Annotated in this window: 24 protein-coding genes; 10 read left to right on the top strand and 14 right to left on the bottom strand. The window is 59.1% G+C overall.

Going from position 1 to position 25,145, the window contains the following annotated elements; all coding sequences use genetic code 11:
- Position 1: 1 nt before the first annotated feature.
- Positions 2 to 2,209, top strand: coding sequence for an excinuclease ABC subunit UvrB (locus WJU23_RS12950; protein ID WP_346333000.1), 2,208 nt, complete (start codon positions 2 to 4; stop codon positions 2,207 to 2,209).
- A 32-nt stretch (positions 2,210 to 2,241) separates the two neighbouring features.
- Here WJU23_RS12950 and WJU23_RS12945 read toward each other — a convergent pair whose 3' ends face one another.
- The 3 genes from WJU23_RS12945 to WJU23_RS12935 all read right to left on the bottom strand — a co-directional run bounded on the left by WJU23_RS12945 (position 2,242) and on the right by WJU23_RS12935 (position 4,850).
- Positions 2,242 to 3,123 carry a hypothetical protein gene (locus WJU23_RS12945; protein ID WP_346332999.1) on the bottom strand — a complete coding sequence of 294 codons (882 nt, stop codon included), beginning with the start codon at positions 3,121 to 3,123 and terminating at the stop codon, positions 2,242 to 2,244.
- 78 nt (positions 3,124 to 3,201) lie between these two features.
- The gene (locus tag WJU23_RS12940) at positions 3,202 to 3,786 is read right to left on the bottom strand and encodes a hypothetical protein (RefSeq protein WP_346332998.1); all 585 of its coding nucleotides are present in this window, start codon (positions 3,784 to 3,786) and stop codon (positions 3,202 to 3,204) included.
- Between the two features lie 23 nt (positions 3,787 to 3,809).
- Positions 3,810 to 4,850 carry an aldo/keto reductase gene (locus WJU23_RS12935; RefSeq protein WP_346332997.1) on the bottom strand — a complete coding sequence of 347 codons (1,041 nt, stop codon included), beginning with the start codon at positions 4,848 to 4,850 and terminating at the stop codon, positions 3,810 to 3,812.
- A gap of 291 nt (positions 4,851 to 5,141) precedes the next feature.
- Between WJU23_RS12935 and WJU23_RS12930 the strand changes: the two genes are divergently transcribed.
- A complete protein-coding gene (locus tag WJU23_RS12930) occupies positions 5,142 to 6,566 on the top strand; it encodes a porin (RefSeq protein WP_346332996.1) in 1,425 nt (474 codons plus the stop codon).
- A gap of 46 nt (positions 6,567 to 6,612) precedes the next feature.
- Here the strand turns inward: WJU23_RS12930 and WJU23_RS12925 are convergent, their stop codons facing one another.
- The 7 genes from WJU23_RS12925 to WJU23_RS12895 form a co-directional block, all read right to left on the bottom strand.
- Positions 6,613 to 7,542, bottom strand: coding sequence for a ribokinase (locus WJU23_RS12925; protein ID WP_346332995.1), 930 nt, complete (start codon positions 7,540 to 7,542; stop codon positions 6,613 to 6,615).
- Between the two features lie 128 nt (positions 7,543 to 7,670).
- The gene (locus WJU23_RS12920; protein ID WP_346332994.1) at positions 7,671 to 8,681 is read right to left on the bottom strand and encodes a nucleoside hydrolase; all 1,011 of its coding nucleotides are present in this window, start codon (positions 8,679 to 8,681) and stop codon (positions 7,671 to 7,673) included.
- Between the two features lie 22 nt (positions 8,682 to 8,703).
- Positions 8,704 to 9,942, bottom strand: a complete 1,239-nt coding sequence (locus tag WJU23_RS12915; protein WP_346332993.1) for a PDDEXK nuclease domain-containing protein — start codon at positions 9,940 to 9,942, stop codon at positions 8,704 to 8,706.
- A gap of 8 nt (positions 9,943 to 9,950) precedes the next feature.
- A complete protein-coding gene (locus tag WJU23_RS12910) occupies positions 9,951 to 10,880 on the bottom strand; it encodes an ABC transporter permease (RefSeq protein ID WP_346332992.1) in 930 nt (309 codons plus the stop codon).
- A 24-nt stretch (positions 10,881 to 10,904) separates the two neighbouring features.
- Positions 10,905 to 11,840, bottom strand: coding sequence for a sugar ABC transporter substrate-binding protein (locus tag WJU23_RS12905; RefSeq protein ID WP_346332991.1), 936 nt, complete (start codon positions 11,838 to 11,840; stop codon positions 10,905 to 10,907).
- 11 nt (positions 11,841 to 11,851) lie between these two features.
- Positions 11,852 to 12,763, bottom strand: a complete 912-nt coding sequence (locus WJU23_RS12900) for a ThuA domain-containing protein (RefSeq protein WP_346332990.1) — start codon at positions 12,761 to 12,763, stop codon at positions 11,852 to 11,854.
- Between the two features lie 155 nt (positions 12,764 to 12,918).
- On the bottom strand, positions 12,919 to 14,388 hold the full coding sequence (locus WJU23_RS12895; protein ID WP_346332989.1) for a DEAD/DEAH box helicase: 1,470 nt from the start codon (positions 14,386 to 14,388) through the stop codon (positions 12,919 to 12,921).
- A 144-nt stretch (positions 14,389 to 14,532) separates the two neighbouring features.
- Between WJU23_RS12895 and WJU23_RS12890 the strand changes: the two genes are divergently transcribed.
- The 4 genes from WJU23_RS12890 to WJU23_RS12875 are packed head-to-tail and all read left to right on the top strand — an operon-like array spanning position 14,533 to position 17,445.
- Positions 14,533 to 15,819 (top strand): hypothetical protein, encoded by a 1,287-nt coding sequence (locus tag WJU23_RS12890; protein ID WP_346332988.1) that lies wholly within the window; start codon positions 14,533 to 14,535, stop codon positions 15,817 to 15,819.
- A gap of 32 nt (positions 15,820 to 15,851) precedes the next feature.
- The gene (locus WJU23_RS12885; protein ID WP_346332987.1) at positions 15,852 to 16,055 is read left to right on the top strand and encodes a hypothetical protein; all 204 of its coding nucleotides are present in this window, start codon (positions 15,852 to 15,854) and stop codon (positions 16,053 to 16,055) included.
- A gap of 27 nt (positions 16,056 to 16,082) precedes the next feature.
- A complete protein-coding gene (locus WJU23_RS12880) occupies positions 16,083 to 16,841 on the top strand; it encodes a Nif3-like dinuclear metal center hexameric protein (RefSeq protein ID WP_346332986.1) in 759 nt (252 codons plus the stop codon).
- Position 16,842: 1 nt separating this feature from the next.
- Complete coding sequence (locus tag WJU23_RS12875) at positions 16,843 to 17,445, top strand: DNA-3-methyladenine glycosylase (RefSeq protein WP_346332985.1); 603 nt, start codon at positions 16,843 to 16,845, stop codon at positions 17,443 to 17,445.
- On the opposite strand, the gene WJU23_RS12870 is transcribed toward WJU23_RS12875, so the two are convergent.
- The 3 genes from WJU23_RS12870 to WJU23_RS12860 all read right to left on the bottom strand — a co-directional run bounded on the left by WJU23_RS12870 (position 17,438) and on the right by WJU23_RS12860 (position 20,823).
- A complete protein-coding gene (locus WJU23_RS12870; protein ID WP_346332984.1) occupies positions 17,438 to 17,656 on the bottom strand; it encodes a hypothetical protein in 219 nt (72 codons plus the stop codon). The two genes, WJU23_RS12875 and WJU23_RS12870, sit on opposite strands and share 8 nt — an antisense overlap.
- A 93-nt stretch (positions 17,657 to 17,749) precedes the next feature.
- Complete coding sequence (locus tag WJU23_RS12865; RefSeq protein WP_346332983.1) at positions 17,750 to 18,988, bottom strand: SMP-30/gluconolactonase/LRE family protein; 1,239 nt, start codon at positions 18,986 to 18,988, stop codon at positions 17,750 to 17,752.
- Positions 18,985 to 20,823, bottom strand: coding sequence for a prenyltransferase/squalene oxidase repeat-containing protein (locus WJU23_RS12860; RefSeq protein WP_346332982.1), 1,839 nt, complete (start codon positions 20,821 to 20,823; stop codon positions 18,985 to 18,987). The genes WJU23_RS12865 and WJU23_RS12860 overlap by 4 nt, the downstream gene beginning before the upstream one ends.
- Positions 20,824 to 20,871: 48 nt before the next feature.
- Here WJU23_RS12860 and WJU23_RS12855 point away from each other — a divergent pair, with 48 nt between their 5' ends.
- The 4 genes from WJU23_RS12855 to WJU23_RS12840 all read left to right on the top strand — a co-directional run bounded on the left by WJU23_RS12855 (position 20,872) and on the right by WJU23_RS12840 (position 24,868).
- Positions 20,872 to 22,149, top strand: coding sequence for a hypothetical protein (locus WJU23_RS12855; protein WP_346332981.1), 1,278 nt, complete (start codon positions 20,872 to 20,874; stop codon positions 22,147 to 22,149).
- 82 nt (positions 22,150 to 22,231) lie between these two features.
- Positions 22,232 to 23,038 carry an ABC transporter permease gene (locus WJU23_RS12850; protein WP_346332980.1) on the top strand — a complete coding sequence of 269 codons (807 nt, stop codon included), beginning with the start codon at positions 22,232 to 22,234 and terminating at the stop codon, positions 23,036 to 23,038.
- The gene (locus WJU23_RS12845) at positions 23,038 to 23,808 is read left to right on the top strand and encodes an ABC transporter ATP-binding protein (protein WP_346332979.1); all 771 of its coding nucleotides are present in this window, start codon (positions 23,038 to 23,040) and stop codon (positions 23,806 to 23,808) included. The genes WJU23_RS12850 and WJU23_RS12845 overlap by 1 nt, the downstream gene beginning before the upstream one ends.
- Before the next feature lie 16 nt (positions 23,809 to 23,824).
- The gene (locus tag WJU23_RS12840) at positions 23,825 to 24,868 is read left to right on the top strand and encodes an MlaD family protein (protein WP_346332978.1); all 1,044 of its coding nucleotides are present in this window, start codon (positions 23,825 to 23,827) and stop codon (positions 24,866 to 24,868) included.
- Here WJU23_RS12840 and WJU23_RS12835 read toward each other — a convergent pair.
- Positions 24,865 to 25,101: a hypothetical protein gene (locus tag WJU23_RS12835; protein ID WP_346332977.1), complete on the bottom strand. Its 237-nt coding sequence runs from the start codon at positions 25,099 to 25,101 to the stop codon at positions 24,865 to 24,867. The two genes, WJU23_RS12840 and WJU23_RS12835, sit on opposite strands and share 4 nt — an antisense overlap.
- Positions 25,102 to 25,145 lie beyond the last annotated feature (44 nt).

Raw genomic sequence — 25,145 nt, 5'->3', positions numbered from 1 at the left:
CATGTCCTCCCCCTTCCAACTCAACCGCGAATACGAGCCGAAAGGCGACCAGGCCCAGGCGATTGCCAAGCTGGTAAAATCGGTACGTGCCGGTAACCGGCATCAAACTTTGTTAGGTGTGACGGGATCGGGAAAGACCTACACGATGGCCAACATCATTGCCGAGGTGGGAAAGCCGGCGCTGGTTTTCTCGCACAACAAGACGCTGGCGGCGCAGCTCTATTCGGAGTTTAAGAACTTCTTCCCGAACAATGCGGTGGAGTATTTTGTGAGCTACTTCGATTATTACCAGCCGGAGGCCTACATCCCGCGCACGGACACGTACATTGAGAAAGACAGCAGCATCAATGACGAGATCGAGCGCCTGCGGCTTTCGACCATGGGCGCGCTGATCACCCGCAAGGACGTCGTGGTGATCGCCAGCGTATCCTGCATATACGGTTTGGGATCGCCTGAGGATTATGAAGGCATGATGGTGCCCATTCATGTAGGCCAGCAGATGACGCGAGAGACCTTCCTCACGAAGCTGGTGGACATGCTGTATGAGCGCAATGACATCCAGCTCAAGCGCGGCAGCTTCCGCGCCCGGGGTGATGTGGTGGAGGTCATCCCGGCCTACCTGGACAGCGAGGCCATTCGCATTGAGTTTTTTGGCGATGAGATTGAGCGCATCAGTGCGGTGGACGTACTGACTGGCACGGTGACGCTGAAGATGAACAGCTACACCATTTTCCCTGCGAAACAGTTTGTTACGCCGGGTGACAAGCTGAGGAAGGCCGTGGTGAAGATCCGCGAGGAGATGGAGGGCTGTGTGGCGGCCTTTGAAAAGGAGGGCAAACTTCTCGAAGCCCAGCGGCTGAAGATGCGCACGGAGCATGACATCGAGATGATGCAGGAAATGGGCTTCTGCCAGGGCATCGAAAACTACAGCCGCCATCTCACAGGCCGCGTGCCGGGGGCCACGCCGGGCACGCTGCTGGATTTCTTCCCGGATGACTTCCTGTGCCTGGTGGATGAAAGCCACGCCACCATTCCGCAGATCGGCGGCATGTATGAGGGGGATCGCTCGCGCAAGACGACACTGGTGGAGCATGGCTTCCGTCTGCCGAGTGCCTTGGACAACCGGCCGCTGAAGTTCCCAGAGTTCATGGATGCGGTGGGCCAGCTTGTTTATGTGAGCGCCACGCCCGCGCGTTTTGAAATTGAAAACAGCGTGGTGGGAAATGAAACCTACATCCCGCACAAGCGCGAGCGCATCGGCCAGGAGGAAGGGGTGCCCGCAGCGCTGCCGGGCGTGGCCGTGCGGGTCAGCGGCAATGCCCAGCCGGTGGAAAAGTTCGATGTGGTGACGAAGGGCAAACCGCTGGTGGTGGAGCAGATCATCCGGCCCACCGGTTTGCTGGATCCTATCATCACCATCAAGCCGCTAAAGGGCCAGATTGATGAAACCATCGAGCTGTGCCGCCAGCGCATTGAAAAAGGGGAGCGCGTGCTGGTCACCACCCTGACCAAACGCACAGCGGAAGATCTGACGGATTACCTGCGCAACCTGGACATGAAGGTCCGCTACTTGCACAGCGACATTGATGCGATCGAGCGCGTGGAGATCCTGCGCAGCCTGCGCAAAGGTGACTGCGATGTGCTGGTGGGCATCAACCTCCTGCGTGAGGGGCTGGACCTGCCAGAAGTCAGCCTGGTATGCATCCTGGATGCAGACAAAGAAGGCTTCCTGCGCAGTGAGACTTCGCTTATTCAGACAGCCGGACGAGCGGCACGACATGTCGGCGGGGAGGTGGTGCTTTTTGCGGATATCGAGACGCAGAGCATTCGCGCGCTGCTCAGCATCAGCACTTATCGCCGCCAAGTGCAGACGGACCATAACGAAAAATTTGGCATCACTCCGCAGACGGTGAAGCGGGCCGTGCAGGAGTCCTTGCAGACCCTGGGCAAGGCCAAGGAGATGGAAGAAAATGTCCTGCGCGAAGGCGGTGGCGCGGACTATGCGGTCACCGAAGTCATTCGAGAACTGGAAGGCGAAATGGCTGAGGCGGCGACGAAGCTCGAGTTTGAGCGAGCCGCGCTTCTGCGCGACCAGATTCGCGAATTGAAAAAACAGGCTGGCTTGAGCACCGACGATGGCGGCGTGCTGCCGAAACCAAAGAAGGTGATGTATGGCAAGCCAAAGAGGGGAGCCAAGAAGGGTAAATGACTCCAGGTGGAAGCAATGATCACTGAATCACATCAACGCCGCTGATAGACGATGCTGTCCATGGCCTGCTCCAGCGCCAGGCCCTTGAGAAAAGGCTCCAGCTCCGGGTTGCTGGCGGCACTGACGACCTGGGGAAGCTGCATGAGGCCGGCAAAGTCCTGGCGGGAAATGGCCTGCCGGACTTTTTCATCGCGACCCAGGGCGGCAATTTCCGGATGATTTAGCGCCTGGGCTGTATTCGGGCCTTTGGCGGCGATCTGCTGCCAGACACGGCCATCCGGCCAGAGGATGAGGAGGCGGGCCAGATTGGCAGTTGCGCGGAAGTCATAGGGATCCATCTTTTCGGCAAAACGGCCGAAGGAGGTGTGGTCCACCTTTTGGGCGAGCTGTTGTACCCAGGCACCAAAGTCGCTCTTTTCACCTTTGCCAGACTGCTGGATGGAGGCGTTTTCCAGACCGTAAACACTTCCGACCAGGCGCAGCACCATCGTGCTGAGCCAGACGAGAACGCCCGAGGGCAGCAGGCTGAGAAGCCCCGCCTTCCAGCCGGTGATGCTGGCCAGAAAGGTGAGCAAACCAAAGCCGGCGATGATGTTGATCAGGGCACGGGCGAGGAAAAAGGTCAGGAGTGCCGCAGCCCCGGACATGATGAGCAGGGTGTCCGTACTCATGTTGGCCCCATAGGCCCCGAAGACTTCGGCACGATGGCGGAAGATGTAGAGCCCGGCCATGACGGACAGCCCGAGGCTGAGCATGGTGAGAATTTGGGAGACGATGCCGCGTGCAAAAGCAAGGCCAGCCAGGAAGGCGACCAGGGCCAGACCTCCCGCCGTCATGCTGCTCCCAGAGAAAGTGCTCTTCACACTTTCCAGGATGCCGCTGAGGTCTGGCAGGGTAAAAGCAAGGTCTTGCATGGGTCGCCCGCATCAAAGGGGTTTGCATGCCCGGCTGCAAGCCGTTTGTGAGGTGGCAGCATGGGGAGTCACATGTCATTAACGCCGCCGGCCAGGTGCCGGTTCTTTGAGAAGACTTGGCGGATTCAACGATTTGCCCTTCAAAAAGGTGCCATCATGTTGGCGGTGGAGATCATCCTCCGTCCACATCTGGCGGTCAGGCCCGGCACTGCGGATGTCCACCCGGTCATGGGCAACGACATGGAAGTGAAGAGGTGTGCCCCATCGGTCAACAAGCTGTGACCGGGCATTCAACGCTCGGTGACCATCCGAAAGGAAACGCAATTTTGCACGGTTCTTGCCACGCAAAGCGGCGGCAAATTCCTCATTGGCTCCCATGTGGAAAGGGGCATCGCCTTTAACCAGGAGGAAAAGATTGGAAAAGGTATGGGCCAGGGCTTCCAGGTCCTCCTGGGGCCGGGTGGCTGGGAGGGCATAATTTTTCAGGATGTCATCGCCAGGAAGATGGGAACTTCCTTCTGCGGCTTGCTGCTGACGCTGCATGCCGGCTTCGACGATCGCCCGGGTGCTGGCTTCTTGAACGCTACGCCAATGCCACCATAGGGCCGCAGTTCCCAGCACAATCCCCAACGCGAAGGCGGTGAAGAGGAGCTTTTTTTTCATGCGGGGCGTTTTTTCGCAGGGGTTTAGAGCCGCCTGAGGCCGTCTTCAGTCATGGGATTGGGAATTTCGACCTCAACTTCGTCAATGCGGCGAAGGGTTTCCGCATCGAGGATCAGTTCCGCTGCCTGCAGGCTTTCATTGAGCTGGTCCACGGTGGTGGCGCCAATGATGGTGGAAGCAACGAAGTCATGCTGACGGCTCCAGGCTACCGAGAGGGCGGTCACGCTTGTGCCGATATCGGCGGCGATTTCCATCAGCCGGGCGGTGGTGGCCAGGCTGCGGTCATTGACAAAACGCCGGGCCATTCGCTGCTGGCGCTCACCCCCATTGACGAGGTATTCGCTAAAACGTGCTCCGGGCGGGAGGGCGCCGCCATTGTATTTGCCGGTCAGCACGCCTCCGCCGAGGGGGGAATAGGGCAGGAGGCTGACGCCTTCCATCCGGCAGACCTGGGCCAGCTCGTTCTGGCAGCGGCGGTTGATGAGGGAGAAGTTGTTCTGGACGGTGTCAAAGCGGGCCAGGTGGTGCTTTTCGGAGGCCCAGAGGTTTTTCATGAGGCCCCAGCTGGTTTCATTGCTGCAGCCGATGGCGCGGACTTTTCCCTGTTTTACCAGGTCAGTGAGGGCTTCCAGGGTGTCCTCCTGGCGCATGCCATGGTCGGGCCAGTGGGTCTGGTAGAGGTCAATGTAGTCGGTCTGCAGGCGGCGCAGGCTGTCCTCGCAGGCCTGGAAGATCTGCCGGCGGTCCAATGCCGTAAAACCGCCGCGTATTGGCGGGCGGAACCAGCCGTGGCCGGGCCCGGTGATCTTGGTGGCGAGGATGACCTCGCCACGGTTTTTCGTTTTCAGCCACCGGCCGACGATCTGTTCGGTGATGCCAAAACGCTCTGCGCTGGGTGGGACGGGGTACATTTCCGCCGCGTCGAAGAAGTCAATTCCCGCCTCATAAGCCCGGTCCATGACGGCGAATGAGGTGGCCTCGTCCGCCTGGAGACCAAAGGTCATGGTCCCCATGCAGATGTCTGTCACCACAATGCCGCTTTTTCCAAGTCGTTTGCGTTCCATGCGGTCATGCTAGGGAAAAGTTGCGGCGGATCAACTTGTGTGACGTTTTTCGGGCTTTGTGACGGTGCTTTGTCACAAAACAGGCGTTTTTGACGGCAAATGTGACGAACATGTCACAGAGCATCGGTACGCATTCGGGCAAAATCTTTCCATGTGACAGTCATGTCACTGCGAAACCGCATGCCCACCACCGTTCTGTCTAAGTTGTCACAAAGCCTCCGGGCTTTGACTGTCGTCTGCACTCTCGGCACCCTTGCGTTGCCCCCCCGGGTAATGGCTGACAATGCTGCCTTGCTTAAGTTGTTTGAGATTCTGAAGGCCAAAGGCTCCATCTCTCAGGAGGAATATGACCAGTTAGTCATCGTTGCGCAGGCAGACGAGGCCAAAGCCGCCTCCACTCCTCCCGCTGTGGCAGCGGTTGCTCCCGTGGAGCAGCCTTCGATGGAAAGGCTGGATGCCATGGACCGCCGGATTTCCGAAACCGAGGCGGAAATGAAAGCGCTGGATGCCCAGATCGCCGAAAGCCGCCAGTCCCTGGCTGAGCTGGACAAACTGTCTGCTGAAACCCCGAAGGAGCTGATGGACAGGATGCTGGAGGATAAATGGTATGAGAATCTGAGCTTCCGCGGATACGTGCAGTTGCGGTACCATGCTCTATATGGAGAAAATTCCGATGGATTAAACGTCCCGAATGACCGCTCCGTGAGTGATACGGAGTCCTTCATGATCCGCCGGGGACGTCTGATTCTCAGCGGAGATGTGTCCGATCACGTTTACCTTTATGCGCAGTCGGATTACAATGCTTCCAATGGCAGTGGAGATTATGTGCTGCAAATGCGCGACCTTTATGCGGATATCGCCCTGGATACGGACAAGGAATTCCGCTTCCGGGTGGGCCAGTCGAAGGTTCCCTTTGGCTTCGTCAACCTTCAGTCCAGCCAGAACCGTGCAGCCCTGGAGCGTCCGGATGCGCTGAATTCGGCGGTGGAAGGGGAGCGTGACATCGGGGCTTACTTCTATTGGGCACCGAAGGAGAAGCGTAAGCTCTTCAGCAGACTGGTCAAAGAGGGGCTCAAAGGCTCCGGCGATTATGGGGTGTTCGGCATTGGTGCGTATTCCGGCCAGGGCCTGAACCGGAGCGACCTTAACGGCCAGCCGCATTATGTGGCGCGGTTCTCTTATCCGGTGGAGTTCAAAAACGGACAGATCATGGAATTTGGCGTGCAGGGTTATACCGGCAGTTTTGTCTCCCGCGTCTCCAATATTCCTGGATCTGGCACGCCATCTTCACCCGCGCGGGGGAACACGGACCAGCGGGCGGCACTGACCTATGTGCTTTATCCGCAACCTTTCGGGATCGAGGCCGAATGGGCCTGGGGACAGGGGCCGCAGCTCACGAATGATATGAAATCCATTGAGACGGCCCCCCTGCAGGGCGGGTATGTGCAGGCCAGCTATCGTATCCAGGACGGAAAGAGCAACTGGCTGCCTTTTGTACGCTATAACCACTATGAGGGCGGGCGTAAATTTGGCACAAACTCTCCCTGCGACAATGTCTCGGAGCTGGATATCGGCCTGGAATGGTCACCCGTGCCAGAGCTGGAGCTGGTGCTGATGTATACGCATACCTTTGCCCGCACGAATACGGCGGTGGCCCCGTATGATGAAGTGAACAATGCGGACCGACTGGGCCTGCAGCTTCAGTGGAATTTCTGATCTCTTCAGACACGGGCGTCTCGCCCGTGCTCCATGCGGGGAGAGTTCAGGCGTTCAGGGCGCTCTGGACATCTCCCCGGTGGGGGACGCCTTCCTGGGCACCCACTTTAAGGGTGGCCAGAGCCCCGGCGACGTTGGCCCAGCGCACGCATTCCAGAATGGGGGTGCCTTCCGCCAGCTGGGTGGTGAAGGCTCCGGCGAAGGTGTCTCCCGCACCGACGGTATCCACGGCCTTGATCTTGTGGGTGGCGACTTTTTTCAAGCCGGAATCGCTGAGTACCAGGGTGGATTTTTCACCCCGGGTGATGATAAGGGTGCGTATCTTTTTCTGAGCGATGCGCTCTTTCCACGCCTCAAGTTGGTTGCTGATTTCCTCCACATCGGCGTCAAAGATCTGGCGGGCTTCCCCGGCATTGACGATGAGGACATTGATGGTGACCTCCCCCCAGGGAAATTCAGGCGTGATGGGGGAGGGATTGAAGACGACGGGGACTTCCCGGCCATTGGCCAGCTTGATGGCCTCCACGACGGTATCCAGGGGCACTTCAAGCTGGATGAGCAGAGCCTTGGCCACCTCAATGCGGGAGCGCTGCATTTTCAGCGATGGTGCGGTGAGGGCGGCATTGGCCCCTGGGATGACAATGATCTGGTTTTCCCCCTTGGCATCCACCGCGATGAAGGCATTGCCGGTGCCGCCGCGCACGGTGTTCACGGCGCTGCAATTGATGCCTTCCCGCCGGAGGTGGTTGCGGTAGTCGCGGCCATCCGGGTCATCTCCCAGGCAGCCGATGAGGGTGACCTGCGCCCCGTGACGAGCTGCGGCCAGGGCCTGGTTGGCTCCTTTGCCACCGAACCGTTTTTCCAAGGATGAGGCCGAGACGGTTTCTCCCGCGCCGGGCAATTTTTTCACGGAGGCGATGAGGTCCACATTCATGGACCCCACGACGACGACGGTGGCTGCTGAGTTCCTGGCCATGTAAGTTGGTTGTTAGAACCCACGACGTGACGCTATCGAGATGGCAATGCAAGAGCGGGCCAACTATCTTTTTTCTGATTCAACGGAAACGCGACATGGATTGTCGGTGGCGGGTGCCTGATGCGTAATCAGCGCTTGGCAGGCGGCTCCACACATAGCTGGACGATGGCTTCACGCACTCGGGCGGCCTGGTCGGCGGACATGATGAGGTAACGGTGGCGGCCTTTGGCGTCTTTGGAAGGGCGGTACCAGGTGGCACCATTGTCCTCCACTGTCACGCCGCCCACAGGGGAAAGGTCAAAGTACCCCCGGTCCGGATAGATGGCATAAAGGACCGAGGTGGGGTCCCAGGTGGGACGGTCATGGGGCGGGGGATTGTAGGCGTAGTAGGCCTCTTTGATGGGGTGGTGCTCCACGTAATCGAAGTCGCGTTCAATGCTGACATGCGGATAGGCGGCGGCGATGCCGATTTCAAATCCGCTCCAGACAATCGGCGTGGGCCAGTGGATGGCCAGTTTTTGGGCGGAGGGGATGTCCTTGATGACGTTGTATTCCAGGTGGCGGGTGTTGAAGTTCACCGTCTGAAAAGCGCCTGCCATGATGGAGAGAACGGTGACTTTTTTCTTGATGAGATCCCGGCCGCTGAGAGGAGAGTGGTCATCGGGTTTTGAGTCCAGAAGGCGGACAAAATTGGTGAAGAAACCCACCTGGGTCAACGCCACGGACTGGTCCGGCTGGGCGGCCAGGACCTTGCGCAGCAGGCCCACGGCCTCCGGTGCATCGGTGCCGCTGAGGAGATCATGCGGATAACGAAAGGTGCCGTCAGCATTCTTCTGGTCGGCAATGAGATTGTATTTGCCCGGCTCAGGCGTGACGCCATTGCGGACGACGCCGATGGGCACGTCGGGATAGCCATAAAAGGTGTTCACAGCATCCACAAAGGAGGCCGCCTGGGGATGATCTTTGGTGATGGTGACGGCCAGGAGCTCACAGGCTCCGCGTTTTTGCAGGTTGTGGATCATGGCCAGGGCCATGGCATCATCCACGTCATTGCCCATGTCGGTGTCAAAGATAAGTTTGACCGGGGCTGCGTGGCAGAGAGCCGTGGTTAGAAGGAGGGTGAGAAGGATGTGTTGCATTGAAGAGGGATCAGGGGGTGGTTTATAAAGGTCGTCTGCGGTCAGACTTAGGTTGCATTTGTGCACGGTCGGCTTCGACGAGGTTTTTGAGCTGGTCTGCCGTTGGCAAGGCGGTGAGATAACGTGAGACGAAGAGCTTCTGATCCATGCCTGCGGTGGCGAATTCTACTTCGGTGCCTTCTTTGTCAGTGCAGAGTAGGATGCCGACAGGGGGAATATCCGTTTCCTGCTTCATCCGGGCTTTGAACCAGTTCAGATAAAAGTTCATCTGTCCGGCATCCTCCGGTTTGAATGCCCGCGTTTTGAGATCCAACAGTACATGGCATCGCAGAACGCGATGATAAAAGACCAGGTCCACCCGGTGATGTTTGCGTCCCTCGGTCATGCGGAACTGGCGTGCCTCGAAACAGAATCCGTTGCCCAGTTCCAGCAGGAAGCGCTGAAGGTGGTCCAGCAGGGCAGATTCCAGATCATTCTCGCTGTATTCTGGACGTTCTGCGAGTCCGGTAAACTCCAGAATGTAGGGATCGCGCATCAGCTCCGCGATTGATTCCGGAGCGGCGGAGCCTGCTTGCTTCCGTGCTCGCTCTATCACCGCCTTTTTGTGTGTGGAAAGGCCGGTGCGCTCATAGAGCAAGCTTTCGATCTGGCGCTGGAGTTCGCGTTTTGACCACTTTTCAGAAAGGCACTGATTTTCATAAAACGCGCGTTTCCAAGGATCGCTGATCCGCATGAATTCCAGCAGCTTGGCCCAGCCAAGTTCGATTACAAATTCCGTAGGCAAGAGAGTCGGCAATTCGGGAACCAGTGGACCCCGAATGGGCTGTTTTAATTCGGGGTCTGCCGGACACCGAATCTCCAAAAGTTTTGGGTCGTCTATGGATGCAAGGATTTTAACAACCGGGTCTTTCGACAATTGATCTGTCCATTGAGGGTTCAGGGAAAAACGAAGCTGAGGATACATTTGGCTAAAGGCGCGGCAGTGACGGAGGGTTCTCTCATCCAGCCCTCTGAGGTTTTTCTTCGCCAAATCCTCAGCCAGTTTTTCCAACAAGCGCTCTCCATATTTGGCCCGGTCTGCACCGCCTTGCTCAAACTCCACGATGTAGGCACCGACGGTCCAGTTACGCAGCACCAGTCCCTGATTGGCGACGGAAGCCACCCGGTGTGACATCTTAAGGCTGAGCCGGGTAATCGCAGTAACAAGGTGTTTGTAACCTTGCTGCTTGGCAGATGAGCTTGAGGTCTTTTTGGTTTTCATGATCTCCATTATTTCCTGCGCCAGCCATCGGCCAGGACGGCGGCGACGATGACGGCTCCGGTCACGACGCGTTTGATGGGTTCAGAGGCTCCGATCTGGACCAGTCCGGCTTCCAGGGTGGCGATGATGAGGACGCCGAGGAGACTCTTGATCACGGAACCGCGCCCACCCATGAGGCTGGTACCACCGACAACCACGGCGGCGATGGCGGAGAGTTCAAAGCCGATGCCTGCATTAGGATCGGCTGAGCCCAGGCGGGAGCAGTTGAAGACCGCCGCCAGGCCTGTGAGCGTGCCTAACAGGGCATGGGCAAGGATGCGCGGACGGTCCACCGGGACGCCTGAGATGAGGGCGGCTTCGCGGTTGGCACCGATGGCCAGCAGGTGGCGGCCTAACGCCATGTGTGAAAGCATGATCTGGCCGCAGGCCACGACGATCAGTGCGATGATGAAAGCCGGGGAGATCACCCAGCCGCCGATGGGCGCGCCGAGAGATTCCACCGGCGCACCAATGTATTTGGTCTGCGAATCCGTGGTCAGGAACGCCAGCCCCCGGGCGATCTCCAGCATGCCGAGGGTGACGATGAAGGAAGGCAGCCGCAGCTTCACGCTGACGACTCCATTGATGCTACCTACAAGAGTGCCCACGACAAGACTGGCCAGCAGTGCGCCAGGCAGACCCCATTGCCAGTCCGCCATCACGACACCTACCACGGCTCCACAAAGACCCAGCACAGAGCCAACCGAGAGGTCAATGCCACCCGTCACCATCACCAATGTCATGCCCGTAGCGACCAGGGCCAGAGCCGGAATGCGGTTGGCCACCGAGCCAAGTGTGGCCGCGCTGAAAAAGCTGTCCCGCAGGAGACCGAAGAGCAGGATCATGCCTGCCCAGACGGCCAGGAGCACGAGGAAGTCAGTCCAGCGGCGCAGGTTCATGACGTCGGGGTGACTGCCGCAAAATTATTTTTCGATGACATCCACCGTCGTGGTCTGGTCTTCAGGTGAGGCGCCACCTTGGATCACCTTCAGGGCGGCTTCGATGCCGAAGACGGCGAGCTGGTCGGCGTGTTGATCCGCCGTGGCGGTCACGCGGCCATCGGTGAGGAGAGGTTTCAAAGCGCTGATGTTGTCGAATCCGACGATGAGGACCTGGCCGGTTTTGCCTGCGGACTGCACCGCGGCAGCGGCACCGAGGGCCATGTTGTCATTGGCGCAGAGGAGGGCTTTGACATTGGGATGGGCACTGAGGATGCCGGAGGCTATGTTGCTGGCTTTTTCCATTTCCCACTGGCCGCTCTGCACGGCCACGATGTTCATGCCGGCGGCCTTCATGGCATCTTCAAAACCGGCTCGGCGCTGCTGCCCATTGAAGGCGGTGGTGACGCCTTCGATGATGGCGACTTCTGCCCCGGCGGGCAGCTTTTTGGCCAGGACTTCGCCCACTCGCTTTGCGCCTTCGCGGTTGTCCGGGCCGACGAAGGGCACGGACAATTCAGCCTGTTTCAGGACTTCGGCATCCAGCTTGTTGTCTATGTTGATGACGAGTACACCGGCCTGCTGCGCACGTTTGAGGGCGGGGATCAAGGCTTTGGAATCTGCAGGAGCAATGACGATGGCCTTGGCTCCCTGCGCGGTCATTTGTTCCACCAGGTTCACCTGCTCGGTGAGGTCGGTTTCATTCTTGATGCCGCCAACCAAAAGTTCGTACTCGTCGCTGTGGGCGGCCTGGTGCTTCTTGGCCCCTTCGGCCATGTTGCTGAAAAACTCATTGGCCAGGGATTTCATCACCAGGGCGATCTTGGGTTTTCCTGGCGTTGAGGATTCTGGGGAGGTGGGTTTGCAGGCGCAGAGGCCGAGCACCAGGGAGGTCAGCAGGAGGCGGGAGAGGAGTTTCATGAATGGCGACGTTATTTCACGGCTTTGGCGGGCTTCTTCAGGAAGACTTTGCGGTCCCAGTTTTTGGCGAGGGCCTCGGGCGTCGTTTGGGAGTCCATTCCCTTTTCAGGCACGTCTAGCTTGCTGGTCCAAAGGATGCCGTTGAGCAGCAGCTTGCGCTGGTTGGCCTCTGCCCAGTTGCTGTGCAGATCGCAGCCGGTGAAGCCAAAGCTGCGTCCGCCATCCGGCCGGTCATAAGCCCAGGCGACGGTTTCGGCGCGGCCTGCATTGGCCTTGGCTGCGTCGTTTTTGCGGCTGCTGTCGGGCATAGGGCTTGTCAGGAGATGGGTCACACCCTGGTCGGCAAAATGAAGGTTGTAGAGCCAGCCGTCCTTGAGCAGTTTAAACGGAGACAGGCCCTGGTTGATGGGATGGGCGGGCACGGAATCAAACTTTACATCCCAGTGGCCCCGGCAGCCGATGTCGCTCTGGAACACCGCGCCGAACCAATTTTTAAAATCCGCCGCGCGGTCCGGCGGGCAGTCAATGGCCTGGTGAAGGATGACCAAACCGGTGCCGCTTTCCGCCAGGGCTTTCATGCGTGCCCAGCGGTCCGGGGCCAGGAAGGAAAGCTTGTCCCCACCATCCATGAAGATCACTACGCAGCGCGCGCCATCCAGCACCGCTTCATTTTTAGGCCAGCCCTCGGCGACCATGACTGGTGCGACATTGGGGGCGCTTTTCAGCCAGTCCATCAGCAGGGCGCAACCGGCGAAGTATTCGTGCTGGCCGGGTTTGTTGCTCGGGGTGCCTGCCAGGAGGACCACCTTGGCTTTCGTGGCATCCGTGGGCAGCACTTCCAGGGGGACCTGCTGCTGCTCGCTGGTGAAGTCAGCCCGGACGGAAGTGGCCAGGAGAAGGAAGGGCAATAGAATAAGTCGCATGGTAGGTAGCGTGAGGACTGCCGGATGAACAGGCAAGATCAAACGTCACCACGACCGATGCCTTTGCAGGGAAGTCTTGGGAGAAGCTGCCGCTCTTCGCGGCGCTGGAAAAGCAGGGACTTTGGCAAGTCCCGCTCCTTGAGGAAGACGGTCTCTTAGCGGCCCGAAAGGCGCTTCCATAGGCTGCGCTTGCTGCCGCTTTCGGAGTCAGAAGACGTGCTGGAGGCTGTGGAGTCGCCCTGCGGGCGTCCCTGGCCTTGGCGTGGGGGTCGGGCATTGCCCTGAGGGCGGGTATCGCGTGCGCCACCTTGCGGCCGTGCCTGCCGGTCACCGGAAGCTCTGCCGCCGCCATCCTTACGTGGCTGGCCGCCTTGTCCACCCTGACCGTTTTGGCCCTGGCCACCTTGGCCCTGTGGGCGTCCACCACGGCCACCTCCCTGTTGGCGGCTGCGGGGATCGCGATAACGGGGCGGCTCTTCGCTGCGTGGAGGAGCGGAGGCATTGTAGTCAAAACCTTCCGCTTTTTTGCGGATGAGACCGCGATTGATGAACCGCTCCAGGCTGCGCAGAGGAGCCTGGTCCTCAGGGCTGATGAAGCTGATGGCATCGCCAATGGCCTGGGCACGACCGGTGCGGCCGATGCGGTGCACGTAATCTTCCGCATGCATGGGGAAGTCGTAGTTCACCACATGGGAGATGCCGTCCACGTCAATGCCGCGTGCGGCGATGTCGGTGGCCACCAGGACGCGAACCGCGCCGGATTTGAAATCGGCCAGGGCTTTGAGGCGCTGGTTTTGGGAGCGGTTGGCGTGCAGCGTGGCGCATTTGACACCGGTCTGCTCCAGCTTGCGGGCCACGCGGTCGGCACCGTGCTTGGTGCGGGTAAAGACGAGCACCATGTCCATCTGGTCGTCCTTCAGCAGGTGGCTGAGCAGGGAGGGTTTCAGGTGAACGGGCACCTCATAAACAAGCTGCGTCACCGTTTCCGCCGGATTGGAGCGGCGGCCGATCTGGACGATCTTGGGATGATTTTGAAACTCGTGCGTCAGCGATTCGATCTCCTTGGAGAGCGTGGCGGAGAACATCAGCGTCTGGCGTTTGCGCGGCATCTTTTGGACGATGCGCTTGATGCTGGGCAGGAAGCCCATGTCCAGCATGCGGTCGGCTTCGTCGAGGACCAGGTGCTGCAATCCGCTGAAGTCGCCGTGGCCCTGGCCCATGAGGTCAATGAGACGACCGGGGGTGGCGATGACGATGTCGCAGCCGTTGCGCAGGGAGTTGATCTGCGGGCGCTCGCCGACTCCGCCGAAGACTTTGGCGATGGTCAGCGGCAGGTGCTTGGCGTAGGCCAGTACGTTTTCTTCAATCTGGACGACCAGCTCGCGGGTAGGGGCGAGGATGAGCACTTTGGTACCGCGTTTGCCCTGCGCAGCGGCCAGCAGGGTGAGCACGGGAAGGGTGAAAGCGGCGGTTTTCCCAGTGCCTGTCTGGGCAATGCCGATGAGGTCGTTTCCGGCAATGATGGGCGGGATGGCGGCGGCCTGGATGGGCGTCGGTTCAGTATAACCGGCTTCGGAAATGGCTTGGAGAATTTTGGCGTCGAGGCCCAGAGCTTTGAAAGGCATCGGAGACTATGCACGGAATCGGGCCATGTGCGAGCGGCGTTTTGCAAGGGGTGGGAGATGAGATGAAAATTGTAACTGGCAATGACCGCAGATGCGGCATTCTTTGCGATTGTCTGTGCAGAGCAACCTTCAGATGTCACCGCCATGAATGCATCCTTCCTTAAATCTGCCTGCCTGGCCGCTGTGCTGGGGCTCTTGACTCTTGCCCCCGCCACGGCTCAGGAAACTCCGCCTACGCCTGAAGCAGAGTCACTGGCCAAAAAGCTGCGTGCGGACATGATCGTGCCTGGGGTGGCCCTGGCGGAGGGCGTTTCAGAAATCACCGGCGTTGCCATCAGTCCGCTGCTGGGCATGAGCGCCATCGGTGCGTGGAAATATTATGACACCGTACCGGAGATGCGTCATCGCCTGCCCTGGTACTGCCATCCGTATGCCTGGGGCACGGGGCTGGCCATCATTGGCATGTGTTTTTTGAAGGATTTCCTGGGAGCCGCTGCGCCTGCGCTGGTGAAGAAGCCGCTGGATTTTGCCGAGCTGTTTGAGGACAAGGCCAGCGCCCTGGTGGCGAGCACTGCTTTTGTGCCCCTGGTGGCTGTGGCCATGTCCACGGTGGAGCGCATCCAGCTGCAGGCCATGGCGGGCATGGCGGATTCCGGTCTGGCCATGCTTCCGGTGGCGGGCATCCTGGATGCCACGCTGCACACGCCCTGGCTGACGGTGCCGCTGGCCATGTTTGCCTTCACGGTCGTCTGGCTGAGCTCGCATGCTATCAATGTGCTGATTGCCCTTTCGCCCTTCGGCATTGTGGATGCCAGCCTGAAGCTGGCCAAGCTGGGCCTCCTGACCCTGGTGACCGGTGCGGCGGCACTCATTCCTTACAGCCCCATTCCGGCGCTGGTCCTGTGCTCGATCATCCTGCTCATCGGGCTGTTTTTGGCAGGGTGGTCTTTCCGCCTCACCCTTTTTGGGACCCTGATGGGGCGCGACTTTTTGCTGAACAAGCGGGCGCTAAAAGAAGATCTGGATGGCGGTGTGAAAGGCTTTCTGGCCCGCCGCACCGATGGCATTCCTGTGCGCACGATGGGTCGGCTGACGCAGGATCCTGCTGGTGTCACTCACTTTGCCTTCCGGCCCTTCCTGGTGATGCCGGAGAAAAAGGTGGCCGTCGCCGGCCAGGGCATGGTGATGTGCCGGGGTCTGCTGCACCCCAGCGTGGCGCATCGCGGACAGACCGGCACCCGGCCCCGCAGTGCCCTCATCCTGCTACCCCGTTACCGCCGCCTGGAAGAGACCATCGCCGCCAGGTTCGGTTGCCAGGAGGTCATGGACAGCACCCTGATGCGCGGCTTTAAAGCCATCCGCCAGTGGCTCGTGGACATGCTTTCTTCCGGGAGAAATCTGGTAGAGGGACGGGCTGCTTCGGCGGGGTAAATGAAACTGCACGGGCCAAAAATCGCCTAACCATGAACTTGGCAGACATCAAACATGAAATCCTTCAGCTTGCTCCATCTGAGCAATGTGAGATCAAGGCTTATTTGCAGGAGCAAATGAAGAAAACCGAAGCTCGTGAGCTGTCCAAAATCAATGCCGAAATGGATGCAGGCGACAGGGTTTCATTGGATACATTGATCGCCGCGCACGAAGATTTGGTGGCACAGGGTCGCTGAACCTTTATAGCCAGATTTACATCCACCATGAACCTCACCGACCTCACCAACCACCTGGACACCCTTTTGCGAATCCGTGACCTGCCGGATTATTCGAATGCGGTGAACGGCCTGCAGCTGGCCAATCGCAAGGGCACGGTGAGCAAGGTGACGGCGGCGGTGGATGCGACGTTGCCGGTGGTGACGAAGGCCATTGAGGCAGGGGCAGATCTTTTGATTGTTCATCACGGCATGTTTTGGACCGGCTTGCAGCCCTGGACCGGAGCAGCCTTTGAGCGGATGAGCCTGGCGCTGGAAAACAACCTGGCCATCTACAGCGTACACCTGCCGCTGGATGCCCAGCCGGAGCTGGGAAACAATGCGCAGATTGCCAAGGCCATGCAGCTTGTGCCCAGCGGCGGGTTCCTTGATTACAAGGGCCTGGCGGTAGGGGTGACTTGTGAAGCCGAGCTGCCTTTGGATGATGTGCTGGCTCGCTTCACTTCAGCATTGGATGGCGGTCGGGTGCATGTCTGTGCTGGCGGGCCAAAGGTGACAAAGCGCATTGGCATTTCCTCCGGCGGCTCAGGCTCTGAAGTGGCTGCGGCTGCCAAAGCGGGGGTGGATACCTTCATCACGGGTGAGGGGCCGCACTGGAGCTACACGCTGGCGGAGGAGCTGGGCATCAATGTTCTCTACGGAGGCCATTACGCCACGGAGACCTTTGGCGTGAAGGCGCTGGCGCAGCATTTGCAGACGCAGTTTGGCCTGCCCTGGGAGTTTGTGGACCATCCCACGGGACTTTGATATGGCGTTTCTAACCACCGGTTTTTTCGAGCGCGATGTGCTCACCGTGGCACGCGATCTCGTAGGCGTGGAGCTTGTCTGGCAGGGCTGCTCGGGTATCATCGTGGAGACGGAAGCCTATGCGGTGGAAGGGGATCCTGCCTGCCACACGGCCTCGCGTCCCAGTGCGCGGGAGTTTGTCAAAAACAAGCCGTCTGGCAGTGCCTATGTGTATTTTAACTATGGCATGTACTGGCTCTTTAACATTCTCGTGAAGGGTGGCGAGCGGGATGGACTGGTGCTGGTGCGTGCGCTGGATCCACGGCATGGGATTGATGAAATGAAGCAACGGCGTCAGAAGGAAAAGCTGACAGACCTGTGCTCCGGCCCGGGCAAGCTGGCACTGGCGTTGGGCATTGCTGGCATCCATCACGGCACACCGCTGGTGGGACGCAGCAGGCCCGCTGGCTGCGGTCTTCGCGCAGCAGGCTCAGACGTGGAGGTGCTGAGCGATGTGCGTGTGGGCATCAGCCAGGCGGCAGATTTTCCCTGGCGTTTTCTGGCCCGTGACAACCCGCATGTCAGCGTGAAGCACGGGCGGGTGAAGATGCCGCCGGTCAGATGACACCGCCGCCGAGGAACAGGCGCAGCGCAGCGATCAAGGCCACGGCAAGGTTGATGGTTAGGCCGATTTTTCGCTTGGGGAAAGCACCAAAGATGATCCCGATCAAAGCACCGAACAAGGTCGCCCAGAGCGTCCAGCCCAGCAGCGGGATGAGCCCGGGGACCAGCAGAACCGCGCAGACGATACCGATGAGAACAGAGATGGTTTGCATAACGAGTCCAACTTCAGCCCTGCATAAGGAATCGCAAAGGTAATTCGAGGACGGTTTTGTAAAGGGATGGCGGGCGAGGGCACTCGCACTCCGTTAGCAAAAATGCGCGCCGTTGGTATTCACATACACCGAGTAAAGCGACTGGCTTGCGGTGATGAACAGGCGGTTCCTTTTGGGTCCGCCGAAACAGAGGTTGCTGCCGGTCTCGGGCAGCTTGATGAAGCCGATGCGCTGGCCTTCTGGTGAGAAGACATGCACACCGTCATAGTTATCGCCGATCCAGCCGGCGGTGGCCCAGACATTGCCGTCCACATCACAGCGGATGCCGTCGGAGCCGCCTTGGCCCTTGGTGCGGGAAGTTGAAAAGTTTTTACGATGCGTTTCCCATCCACGAAACTTGCGCTCCAGGTCTTTAATTTCTGCGAGCTTCGGTTGAAGCTCTTCAGCGGACATGTCCGTAGCGGTAAGCAGGAGGCGGATCCCTGATCCAGTTGCAGGTCGCCCTTGAGAGTAAAGCTCTTGGTGGAGACGCTCGGAGCGCTGATATTCGGCAGGTAGCCCTTTGGAAACATCTTCATTCATCACAGCAAATTCCTTGCCCTCCCCCAGCTTCACGCTGTCCTTCACATCATATACGCGAATGTTTTTGGCGCTGCCAGTGTCCACCACATAGAGCTTCTTGTAATCCGGGCTGAAGCATAATCCGTTAGGCTTGGCTTCGGCCTCGGTCACTTTTTCGATCTTGCCGCCGGGGTCAATGCGATAGACGGCTTCTTTGTGGTGGAGCTCGCCTTTGTTGCCTTCATAGTCGCCCATGCTGCCGTAGCCGGGATCGGTAAACCAGACGCCGCCATCGGGATGGACGACGACATCGTTGGGAGCATTGAGCGGCTTGCCTTCAAACTCGGCGGCCAGCACAGTGATTTTGCCGTTGAGTTCATACCGGGCCACACGGCGGTTGGCGTGCTCGCAGGAGATCTGGCGGCCCTGCCAGTCAAAGGTGTTGCCGTTGCTGTTGCCGGAGTTGTTGCGCATCACGCTCACATGACCGTCCTCGGGCAGGTAGCGCATTTGGGCATTGTTCGGGATGTCGCTCCAGACGAGGTAGTTGCCCGCGCCGTTCCAGGCCGGGCCTTCGGCCCAGAGCATGCCGGTGTGCAGGCGGCGGATGGGCGAGTTTCCCTGGATGTATTTGGAAAAGGCAGGCTCCAGAGCGATGACATCCGGGTCCGGATAACGCTCTGGCGTCTGCCCTGACCAGTCGCGGGCAAAGGCGGAGGTGGCGGCGCTGGCAGCCAGGGAAGTCAGGAAAGTGCGGCGGGAGGTGCTCATGATTGGGGCGTGGTTGTACCGGAATCCTCAACGGAGGACAAGACCGCTTTTGCACGGCGAAGTGCCTGCAGCGTCCAGACGACGGGGTAAAGTTTTTCGTGATACCACAGTCGCGCAAAGTAGAGGCCGATAGGGGCTGTTGGGAAATGTGTGCCGTTTTGCGTCACCGAGATGAGCCACTCCGCCGCCCGGAGCGCGGACGCCCTCGTCCGCTCCCCTTGCAGCAATAGCGCATTCATGGCCACTGCCGTCTCTTCAATCGAAGCCGGAGACTGTTTGTCGCCGCCCCAGCTTCCATCGGGTTTTTGCGTGCTTTCCAAATAAGCGCAACCGCTGCGGATGAGATCGCCAGCCTGCACGACCAGCGCCTCGCAACCGCTCAGATAAGCGACCACCTGGGCTGTGCCATAGACCGGATTATTCTCATCATGCGTGTGTTCATTGCCGAACCAAAGAGGTATCCAGGAGCCCTCAGGGAGCTGATTTTTGCGAAGGTAGTTGAGTGCCTTTTGGGTGCCATGTTGGATTTCATCACGCATCGATTTCGGCATCTCCTTCTCCCACAGCCACCAGGCGAGCAGCGCATGGGCGGTGAGTTCAGGAGTGCTTCGGTCAAAAGGCAGTGTGCCCCAGCCCCGGCAAAAAGTGGGGATGCCGCCGTCGCGGTTTTGCAGGTCCAGCAGCCACCGGATACCGGCTTGTGCGGAGGCTTCGGAGCTGGTTTCTTCATGCAGCTTGAGGCCGATTACCGCACCTGCCGTATCATCCGCATCCGGCACTCCGCCAGGGAGATCCGTCCACGCCCAGCCACCGGGGGCGGCATTGGTGAAGGGGTGAACTTTTTGGTACTGCTGTGCTTGCAGCCACTGTCGGACAGTGGAGTCGGCACTGCCCAAAGCCTTGCAAGCCAGTGTTGTCCCCCAGGTGGCCAGATTGGTGTCGATGGGCCAGCTTCCATCTGGGCGCATGGATCGGCGGAGAAACGCGACCGCACCAGGAATGCATGGATGATCTTTGTCCCCAGACGCCGCCAGAGCCATGGTCACAAAACTGGTTAGGGGTGTGGCCTCTAGATAACCGCCGCTGCTGGGTTGCAGGGTCTTCAGCATCGGACGGATGCGTTTCCATAAAAGACCACGCAGCCAGCCGAGCGGATTCCACCACGCGGGCGGTGCCTTTTTAAACCGCGCATGACCAATGGCGATCAAAGCCGGCAGGGCATAGCTGACCACGGGCAAGCCCACCGCGCCAAACCAGGAGCGTGGCAGCGCCGCCAGCTCGAAGGGCAGGGGAAGCACCCGTTTCCAGGCATTCTCCCCCATCGTGCCGCCAATGGTGCAAAGCATCAGGATGGGCACAGAGAACGTTTTGTCTTTACCATACCTGCCAATCACCGCTTTGGCGATGGCATCTGGCTCCAATGATCCGACCTGTCCTTGAATCCACGTGGACGCTCCCGCCAGCGCTGTAGCTGCGCTCGCCAGAGCGTGGGGTTGGGGAGCCTCGAAAGCCATGGGATCACTCGCTCCGACCACCTGCTTGCGCAGGCAGCCACTCAACGCGCTCCAGCAAAGCAGGGTCGTGGACAGATTGCTTTTGCTGAGGGTCGTATCACCCCAGCCGCCATCCGCATTCTGATTCGCCACCAGCCAGCGAAGCCCGGCGGATATCAAATCCTCATAGGCCGCTGCATCCACCTCATGCAGCGCCACCACGGCGGTGGCCGTGGAGAGCGCACTGCTGGACAGCTCCCCCTCCCAGTGTCCGGCGGCATTGCACAGGGACAGCAGGTGGCTGCGGGTGTTGGCGAGGGCTTGATCCAGAGAATTTAACATGGGCGTCTGATTGTTCGTGCCGATACGCTCCGTTCAAGAAGAACCACCATGAGATTCTTCCTCCTTCCGATTCTTTTTATCGCCGCTACCATCATGGCCAGCGCAGACGAACCGCGCTGGTTTAAAGGCAATACACACACGCATTCCCTTTGGAGTGACGGCAACGACTTCCCGGACATGATCTCCGCCTGGTACAAGGACGAAGGGTACGACTTCCTCTGCATGTCCGATCACAACACTCTGGCTGAAGGCGAGAAGTGGGTCGCGGAGACGACGATCGAAAAGAAAAAGCTCACCCTGGGCCGCAAGGTCATGGACAAATATGTGGACCGTTTCGGCAAGGACTGGGTGACCACCCGCAACAATGACAAAGGCGAAGTCGAGGTGAAGCTCAAAACCCTGGAAGAATACCGGGTGAAGCTGGAAGAACCTGGCAAATTTTTGCTCGTGCAGGCGGAAGAAGTGAGCGCCGGATTTGCCAAATCACCCATTCACATCAATGCCATCAATCTCACCGAGGCCATTCAGCCGGTCAAAGATCTCGTTTCCATCCGGGAAACGCTGCGGGCGAACATGCAAGCCATCGCCGCGCAGGCGGTGAAGACAGGCCGCCCGATCATGTCACACTTGAACCATCCCAACTTCCGCTGGGGCGTGAGTGCGGAGGACATCGCCCATGTCATTGAGGACAAGTTTTTCGAGGTGTATAACGGCCACCCTTCCACCTATCCCGAGGGCGATCCTGCCCGTGCTGACACCTCCACCGACCGCATCTGGGACATCGCGAATACCATCCGGCTGGTGGAGCTGAAGGCAGAACCGCTGTATGCCCTGGGCACCGATGACAGCCATCATTATCATGGCGGCACCGCCACCTCCGGCCGTGGCTGGGTAATGGTGAAGGCGGACAAGCTGGATCCCAATGCTCTCGTGGAGGCCATGCAACGCGGGGACTTTTATGCATCCACCGGCGTGACCCTGGAAGACGTGACCTTTGACAAAACCGCCCGTAAACTCAATGTGAAGGTCAAAGCCGAACCCGGTGTGAAATACACCATCGAGTTTCGGGGCACGCCGAAGAACTATGACCGTGCCGTCAAGGAAGTACCCGCGCCTGCGGATGACAACTACCCGATCCGCCTGAAGCACAGCGAAGACGTGGGCAAGCTGCTGGCCAGCAGCGAAGGCACGGAGGCCAGCTATCAGATGACCGGTGACGAGCTTTATGTCCGCGCCATCATCACCACGGACAAAGTCATGAAGAATCCTGCCACTCCGGGCCAGTTGCAAAAAGCCTGGACGCAGCCCGTGGGCTGGAAGCTCTGAGGCCTTTAGGGCATCCTTTACGAGAGGCGCAATGCGGGTCTGCGGGTTGCCTTATTCCCGTATGGTGCCATCGTAGAAGCTAATGGCTGCAATCACTGGAATCCTGGCTCTGCCAGGGCGCTCATTTTTAAACTTCCTGGCCTATCTGGGGCAGTTGGGCGTGCTTTTGCGTGAGCTTTGGGACTCAGTCACCAAGGGAACCTGGCGGTTGCGGCTGATGGCGGAGCAGATTGTCACCATCGGATTTGGCTCCCAGGCAGTGGTGATTGTCACCGGGGCCTTTACCGGGGCCGTTTTTACCGCGCAGTCCTACTTTAAGTTCAAGGACTTCGGCATTGAGTCCACCGTTGGCGGCATCGTCAGTGTTTCCCTATGCCGTGAGCTGGGGCCGGTGTTGGCGGGCCTCATGGTCACTGGCCGTGTCGGTGCCTCCATGGCGGCGGAAATCGGCACCATGAAGGTCAGCGAGCAGGTGGATGCCCTCCGGGTCATGGGCGCGCATCCGGTGGACTACCTCGTGCTGCCACGATTCGTGGCAATGATGATCTCCATGCCGCTGCTCATCGCGGAGTCCATTGTCTTCGGATTAGCCGCTGCTGCCGTGGTCGGTACCGGGGTCTTTGGCATCCCTTTCGCCTGGTTTTGGGATCATGTGAAGGACCATACGAATCATGAAGATCTCAGCTTTGCCATGATCAAAGGCTTCATTTTTGGCATCCTGATCGTATTGATTTCCTGCCACCAGGGCTTGAAAGCCTCCAACGGCGCCGTGGGTGTGGGCCTTGGCACCACCCGAGCCGTGGTCTTTTCTTCATTGGCCCTGCTGGTGGCCAATTTCTTCCTCACCATGCTGCTGAACTACTTCTTTCCTCTGGGGACCGCCCTGTGATGAGCACGCCTGCCGCCAGATCAGATGTGCCCTTCATCCGCATCACCGGGTTGAAGAAAAGTTTTGGCACGCAGAAGATTCTCCAGGGGGTGAATCTGACCATCAAACACGGGGAAACTGTCGTCCTCATCGGTCCCAGTGGCGAGGGCAAAAGCGTGCTTCTGAAGCACATCATTGGTCTCATCCATCCGGAGGAAGGCACCGTGGAGCTGGACGGAGTGGACCTTTGCAGCCTCAACGAGCGCAAGCTGGTCAGCTTCCGCCGCCGCATGGGCTATCTGTTTCAAAATGCCGCGCTTTTTGACAGCCTCACCGTCGCGGAAAACGTCGCCTTTCCGCTCAAGGAAGCTGGCATCCGGGACAAGGCGGAGATCGAGCAACGGGTGCATGAAGCCCTGGAACTCGTGGAGCTGGAGGAGCACAAGGACAAGATGCCCATCAACCTCTCTGGCGGCATGCGCAAGCGCGTCGGCATCGCCCGTGCCATCATCGGCAGGCCGGAATGCATTCTTTACGATGAACCCACCGCCGGCCTGGACCCCATCGTCACCGATGTCATTGACCAGATGATCCTGCGCCTGCAAAAACGCTTCAAGGTCACCAGCATCGTCATCACGCATGACATGAACAGCGTCTTCAAAATCGCCGACCGTGTCGTCATGCTAAAAAATGGCGTCGTCTCCTTCACCGGCACGGCAGATGACCTCCGAAACTCCCCCGAGCCGGACATTCAAAACTTTATCGCCGGCCGCTCCGGCATGTGTGCCTGATTGATCCCTCCTTTGTATGAACAACGAACGTAAAACCGAAATCCTCGTGGGCGTCTTCCTGCTGGCAGGCCTGCTGATGCTTGGAGGGCTGATCATGGAGTTCGGCAGCCTGCGGACCTACTTCCGGGATACCTATGAACTGAAGGTGGCCTTTCCCAATGCGTCTGGCATCAAAATGGGTTCCCCTGTTTTTCTGGGCGGGTCCAAAGTAGGCAAAGTGCTCGTCCATCCGGAGCTGAATGAGACCTTCACCGGCGTCATCATGACCTTGGAGATTTTTGACAGTGTGGACATACCCTTGGACGCCTCTTTTGCCATCGGCTCCAAGGGTCTCATGGGGGATGCCCTCGTGGAGATCAAACCCAGCGGCAAGCTCACCGACCAGTTCCTGCCTCATGATTATGATGAGATCATCGAAGGTGCCAAATCCGGCGGCCTTTCGGATCTCCAGGGCCAGGCGGAGGTGGTCGCCAAAAAAGTGGACCTTGTCCTGGATGACGTCCGCACCGCCCTGGTGGATGTGAAAGCGGCCATGGTCAAAATCAACAAAGACGCCCTGGCCGATACCACCATCCAGGATTTCAAGGAAAGCATGGAGCACCTGAACAAGACCATGACCCGCGTGGACGAGCAGGTGCTGGGGGATGAAAACGCCACCAATCTCAAAACCGCCATCGCCGACATGAAAGATGCCGCCGCCAGCTTCAAGGTCTCTGCGAAAAACGTGGAGGCCACCACCGAGAAGCTCGGTCCCATGGTAGACAAGCTGGATCCCGTCATCGCCAAAGCCGACAAAGCTATGGGCACGGCAGATGAGACCCTGAAGTCCGTCAAAACCGCCGCCGACAGCTTCTCCGTCGCCGCGCGCAATATTACCTCCGGCAAAGGCCTTCTGGGCGCCCTGACCAATGACGCCGAACTCAAGAACGAGTTTAAAGACCTCATCTTCAACCTCAAGCGCAACGGCGTGATCTTCTACCGCAACAGCGCTGAAAAAGAACGTGCGCGGGATGAGCCGCCAGCATCAGCCACAAAACCGGTTTTCCCCCTGCGGCGCTAAGTCATATCTGAGCTCAGTACCGAATGGGCGGAGCGCATGGCCAGATCCTTGGCCTGGGCCACCACGCGCACGGCGGTGGCATCAAATTTATAAGCATGGCAGCTGGGGCAGGTGATGGCCCGGGCGACCACGATGGATCCGCAACCTTCACACACCTTATACTGCTCAGGGTGGCTGGTGATCTTCTCGGCCTGTTTCAGCCGTTGATCTTTGGATTCGTCGGGGGCACTCATGAATGTCTTTTGCATGTTACGTCGCTGCCACCGAAAGCGCAACG

The organism is Prosthecobacter sp. SYSU 5D2 (assembly GCF_039655865.1).
Taxonomy (GTDB): Bacteria; Verrucomicrobiota; Verrucomicrobiia; order Verrucomicrobiales; family Verrucomicrobiaceae; genus Prosthecobacter.
The sequence above is the reverse complement of the archived record's forward strand: the minus strand, read 5'-3'. Positions and strand labels throughout refer to the sequence as shown.